Below are 5336 nucleotides of genomic sequence, written 5' to 3'. Positions count from 1 at the left end.
GAAGGCGCATTGGGCTTATTTATCCACTAATTCTACTAATTTACCTGATTGGGGACAAGCGGCTAACACAGCGCTCGAAGTTATCTTGCCGAAAATCCTTTTGTTTCTTTTTTTACTTGACTTGGAACGGATGATTCCTTTGGCACGGAGTTATGGTTTTGACATTCATCTTTCCAGGTGCAAGATGTGAGTATACAAACTTTGGCTGCCTACGCAGCCTTTAGCCCGCGCAGGCGTTGCTCTGTTTGTGTAGCCCCAGGTTTTAACCTGGGGGCTAAAAAACCCGGTTTCTTTACCCGCTCAACTTCGCCATCAATTCTTCTGTATGTTCCAGATAAGAATTGGCTTGAGCAATTTGTTCGTTGACTTGTGGAATCAGGGAATTGAGTGCTTGTTTCAATTTTTCTTTCCCTTCAATTGATAATTTTTGGTCTGCTTGTGCTTGTTTCAAACTATTGCGATAGTTACTGAGATAGCGATCGAGATCGTTAAAGAAAATATCGATTCGCTGCTGAAAGTCTTCATCCAGATATTGGTTAATATCTTGTTTGAGGTTGTTGATGTTTTGTTCGATTAACTTGTTTACCTCATACACGATTCCGTGCAAGGATACGGTGTAGAAATTCTCCCGGCGATTTGGGCGTCTGATTTGTTCTTTGACTTCAAACGGCACTAGCCATAAAAAATGGGAAAACGATCTTTTTGTTCTGACTACTTCTTGGTATCCTTGATCTACCGATCTGGTATGCCTTAAAACGCGGGGTTTATTGAAATCTATTTCTTCAAATTCCAATCGGGGTGTGGGTAAAGATAATGTGAGCTGGAAATTTTCGTTCAATCGTTCCCGCGCTCGTTCTACAATCGGCTTGGTTTGTTCATCCAAGAAATCTATCATGCCTTGACGGGCTGTATCGATTTGTTTGGTGGTATTTTCTCGGATTCCTTCTAGTAAAATATCGGCTCTTTTTTTGGCGTAAGCAACGGCTAAATCGGCGAATTCTTCGGCTTCACTCAGGGTATCGAATTCTAGGGTAGCTTGGTGCTGCAAATCTAAGGGCGATTTGAATTTATTAGAAACCCAATTTAAAAATTGGTTGGCTTTGATGCTGCCTTTTTTGAGCAAATCCCCCCGTTGATCTTCTGATTCGGTGAAATAAGTTTCAACGCTGACTTTGGCTTCTTTTTTCACTTCTTCCAGAATCTTGTTGAGTTCGCGATAAAGATTGGTTTTGATTTGCTCGATTTCCTGCAAGCGCTCGCGACATTCTTCGATACTATATAAATCTCCTTCCAATGCTTCAACTTCTAGTAAAAGTTTTTCCCCATCTTCATTTATGGCACGACTGCGGAGTTGAATGTCTTCCCGGAGTTCTACCAAACGACTGCGGGAAAGTCTGAGGGAAGATAGCAAAGATCTGGGTGCAGCTTCTGTCATTAAAGATGCGATCGCTTTCGACAAAAAGGGTGCAAAACCCGATTTCTTCCACAGTTTATCGGCTTTGCGCTTTAATTCTTCTTCTGTCATTTCCTCAAGTTCTTCTTCCCAATCGAGGGGGAATAAATCTTGAGCCAGCGAGCGCGCACTTTGCATTTGCTGTAATTTTACATCCTTTTGCTGCTGCGATTCGACTAAAAAGCTCGTTGCCGAAAATGCCCACCTTGCGGATATTTCAAACACGCGATCGCTTGTTCCCGCATCCCCAATGCCAAATTCGGCTGCCACAAATTGCCGCACTTGTTCCGGCGTCATGTCCCCATGTTTGCGCTGGTCAACTTTATTCACCAGCACGTATAAATTCTCTTGTCCCCGTAACTCGATTACCCTTTTGACATCTTCTTTGACTTCGGCTTCGGCTTTGGTATTTAAACTGGTAAAATTCAGGACAATTAATACTGCGGAAGCCGCCCGCAATTGTTCTGCAACGACGTTACCCAAGGCGAGATTTTCCCCGGCTTCGTTTGGCCCCGGTGTATCGACTATTACCAACTTTCCTAATAAATTGGTTGACGTGGAGGTTTGAGCTTTCCAAAAGGGAGTGTAGATGCGGGGAACATCGGTAAGCGCTCGCAACGGATCTGCCATAGGATCGAGAACGCTACACAGCCGAATAATATCGTTTAAAGCCGTCAAAGTATTGTTGATGCGCTTGCACCCCGCCACCTCTTCAGAAATAGAAACTTTCGCCAGGGCTTGAATTTTCGCGGGTAATTTCGCTAAATGGGGATATTGGGCGGAAATTTTTTCTTCCACGGACTCCAGCCCAAAATCGCGCATTTTTTCCTGCAACGACAGCAACGTCTGGCGAAACACTTCCCGAATTTGATCGGTCAATATTAATAGCGGCTCAGTCCGCTGCGCCTCGAAAATAATTTCCGTGGGAATTGTGGTCATAGCAGCATTGCGCGAAGGCAGGATATCTTGACCGATGATGCCGTTGATAATTGTCGATTTCCCCGCCTTCATTGGCGCGACAATTGCCATCCGCAGTTCTAAATCTTCGACATTAATGGCTGCTTGGGTGACTTCCTGGTGAAATTCCGCGTATTTGCTGCCAGTTTCATCAAAACTCAGCGCGGTATTAGCGCGATCCATCAAACTGCTGGCTTGCCTTAGCAAGTCGCCAACTTGTTGTTGCAACTCTGGCATATTCAGCTTTTGCGCTTCACCGTTCATTTCACTCCTCACTTCCAGCAGGATCGTTAACAAAATGATATCTTCGAGATTGTGCCGCAACTTCAATGGTTGCACAAGCCGTGCCAAAATCTAGCACGGGAACTAGGAATGCGATCGCTTTGTCTATGTTGGAAACAGTCGCTTTCATCGATAAACTCAACAAAAAAGGCACTGTGAGATCAAGTTAATTTTCAGGCTTGACCTATGCAAAACCCAGCTTTTAATTTTCGTCACCTTTCAGGGGCAATACCAGTCCCACTCAAATTGACTGCATCTGGCTTGCTGTTAGCCCTACTCGGCATCCAGATCGCAGGCGCTACCACCCAGCCAGCCAATCCCCGCCCCGTTGCACAACAGCAACGAGTCGCACAAGCCGACGTTGCTAAGCAATTGGTAGGACTGTGGCAAGCACCTACAAGACCTGGTGCGCCGCCGCTAAGGTTGGTTTTTGGAGGGGATGGCAAAATGTTCATCATCCTCCCAGCCGCCTCCGGACAGGCTCAGGCATTAGATTTGAAATATCGCATCAATGCCGCAACTCGACCGATGCAGTTGGATATCATAGCCGAAGGTAACCGCTCCGCTCCCACAATTTTTGAATTAACCCCCGATCGGAAGCTGCGCTTGCAACTGCAAGGAATCAACGCCGGACGCCCCAGACCTACCGCTTTTGGTGCCAATGCCACCGTATTAGAGAAAGTTTCCGACGCCGCCAACTTGCCAGCAAATACTCGTGTCGTCCCACCTGGAGGCAATACTCCACTTCCCGGTGGGCGGTAGTTAAGGGTATGGGAAGCTCAAGAGCAGGTGAGTTCAAGAGCTCTTGAGCGGTGTAGGGGCGGGTTTGACCAGTAACCTTACAACTAAAACAGACAATTTAACTGAACCTGCCCCCAAAGGTAAGCTACTTGAAGTGCATAAACATTGCTTTTCCGGTAAAAATGAGAATTTTGCCTTAAATCTCTGTTACAATCCCACAATCCCACCGGCACACCTGCCCCTCATCTCCTTGTTAGAATCCAGTTAATTTAGTCACCCAACTTCCATGACCGAGTAGCTAGCTTTACCGGATTAATTCGGAGGGAAACGGTATCAGCCGGAGTACCCAGCTACACCAGACTAAGGCTGATCGCAGCCTACGCTTGAAAGGTCATAACCTCAATGAGATTCGCTAGTCTCAAGCGGTTCGGGGCAGAACATCACCTAGTAAAGCGAAGGCGGAACACTGACCCCACTAACAAGCCTGAAAGCATTGTTAAAGCAACCCACTACCCCGTAAGGGAGATGCAGAAATGCAAAATCACGTTTTTTTTGTCAATCAGGACGGCTCGCCGCTCAATATGCTGCACCCGGCGAGGGCGCGACAACTACAAAGCAGGGGCAAGGCGGCAACGTTCCGGACTTATCCCTACGTTGCGATGCAAAGGCAGCAAATCGAAAATCCTGTTCTCAAGCCTTATATTCTGAAAATCGACCCTGGCTCCCAGTGGACTGGATTCGCTATCCAATGTGGCGACGAGGTTGTGTTCCGCATGGAACTTACTCATCGCGGGGCTGCAATTAGTGAATCTCTTACTAAGCGGCGTGGCTTCATCCGAAGTAGGCGTTCTAGAAACCTGCGTTACCGCAAGAAAAGATTTAATCGACGTAAACCTGAAGGATGGCTAGCCCCGTCATTGATGCACCGCGTCTTGACAGTGGAAACCTGGATTAAGCGATTCATGCGCTGGTGTCCCATTGTCACGATTGAAATTGAGCAAGTACGGTTTGACACCCAAAAGCTTCAAAATCCGGAAATTTCAGGGGTTGAATACCAACAAGGAACACTTTTTGGGTTTGAAGTCCGGCAATACCTCCTAGAAAAGTGGAAGCACCAATGTGCTTACTGTGGAGCAGAAAATGTACGCCTGGAGGTAGAACACATCGTTCCTAAATCAAAGGGTGGTAGCGACAGGGTATCCAATCTCTGCATCGCCTGCCGCAATTGCAATCAAAAGAAGAGCGATCGCGATCTAGCAGATTTCTTGAAAAAAAAGCCGGACGTTTTAAAGCGAGTCCTAACTCAAACAAAGGTTCCATTAAAGGATGCAGCAGCCGTGAACTCTACCCGGTTTGCCATTGTCCGGGTCGCTAAGAAACTGTGCAGTTCGATCAATTGCTTTCCAGGTGGTAGAACCAAATTCAATCGCTGTCAACAGGGACTAAAGAAGTCACACAGTATTGATGCTGCCTGTGTGGGTGAATCGGGTGCATCTATCCAGCTAAAGACGCATCAACCGCTAATTGTGGTCTGCAAGGGGCATGGAACGCGACAAGCAAGGCGCGTCAATGCTGCTGGATTCCCAGCGGTACAGAAGGCGAAAACGGTTTACACCCACGTTAAGGCAGGTGATGTAGTTAGGTTCGCGTTACCTGCTGACCGCAAGAACGTGAAAGCCGGAATTTACACAGCGCGAGTCAAAACCCCAACTTATAAAGGGTTTGAGGTATTGCTCAACGGTTTTAGAGTAAAGATTTCTAGTTTGACACTCGCCGCTATAAATAGACGGCGATTCTTTCGAGGCATAGTAACTATGCGTAAAGAGAACCAAAATACCGAGCAACCGAGTATTCGAGTTCAGCACTGCGCGGTGCGGCGGATAAAGGGGCGAATGCGATTCGC

General features: G+C 46.9%; 4 protein-coding genes and 1 pseudogene. 3 read left to right on the top strand and 2 right to left on the bottom strand.

Annotated features, from left to right (window positions below; all coding sequences use genetic code 11):
* A pseudogene (locus ACE1CM_RS10295) lies at nt 1–190 on the top strand (hypothetical protein); the annotation flags it as partial.
* A 102-nt stretch (nt 191–292) separates the two neighbouring features.
* Here ACE1CM_RS10295 and ACE1CM_RS10290 read toward each other — a convergent pair.
* Nucleotides 293–2674: a dynamin family protein gene (locus ACE1CM_RS10290; protein ID WP_374877325.1), complete on the bottom strand. Its 2382-nt coding sequence runs from the start codon at nt 2672–2674 to the stop codon at nt 293–295.
* A gap of 1 nt (nt 2675) precedes the next feature.
* Nucleotides 2676–2822, bottom strand: coding sequence for a hypothetical protein (locus ACE1CM_RS10285; protein ID WP_374877324.1), 147 nt, complete (start codon nt 2820–2822; stop codon nt 2676–2678).
* A 56-nt stretch (nt 2823–2878) separates the two neighbouring features.
* Here ACE1CM_RS10285 and ACE1CM_RS10280 point away from each other — a divergent pair, with 56 nt between their 5' ends.
* The gene (locus tag ACE1CM_RS10280) at nt 2879–3454 is read left to right on the top strand and encodes a hypothetical protein (protein ID WP_374877323.1); all 576 of its coding nucleotides are present in this window, start codon (nt 2879–2881) and stop codon (nt 3452–3454) included.
* Nucleotides 3455–3966: 512 nt separating this feature from the next.
* Nucleotides 3967–5336, top strand: a 1370-nt coding sequence (gene iscB / locus ACE1CM_RS10275; RefSeq protein ID WP_374877322.1) for an RNA-guided endonuclease IscB, incomplete at its 3' end; no start/stop codon positions are given.

Source organism: Microseira sp. BLCC-F43 (assembly GCF_041929235.1).
In the GTDB taxonomy this organism is placed as follows: Bacteria; Cyanobacteriota; Cyanobacteriia; order Cyanobacteriales; family Aerosakkonemataceae; genus Microseira.
This window is presented reverse-complemented; position numbering and strand designations above follow the sequence as displayed.